Annotated in this window: 1 protein-coding gene; it reads left to right on the plus strand. The window is 44.3% G+C overall.

Features of this window, described 5'->3' with window-relative positions; all coding sequences use genetic code 11:
• Window positions 1-296: ATP-grasp domain-containing protein (locus CWS31_RS17495; RefSeq protein WP_484038968.1), on the plus strand; the 296-nt coding region annotated here is incomplete at both ends.

The following is a 296-nucleotide window of genomic DNA, read 5'->3' on the forward strand; positions in this document are numbered from 1 at the left end:
GGCTTTGCTAGCCGACCTGATAACATTAAAGATTTAATTAAAAACGTGGGCGGCGCGCCTGTGGTGATTAAATTATTAGAAGGTACCCAAGGCATTGGTGTAGTGCTAGCTGATACTGCGAAAGCTGCGGAAGCAATTATTGAAGCTTTTATGGGGTTAAAAGCTAACATTTTAGTGCAAGAATTTGTTAAAGAAGCAGGCGGCGCGGATATTCGTTGTTTAGTGATTGGCGGTAAAGTTGTTGCGGCGATGAAACGTCAAGGCGCGGAAGGTGAATTTCGCTCTAACTTACACCG

The organism is Colwellia echini (assembly GCF_002843355.2).
GTDB lineage: Bacteria > Pseudomonadota > Gammaproteobacteria > Enterobacterales > Alteromonadaceae > Colwellia > Colwellia echini.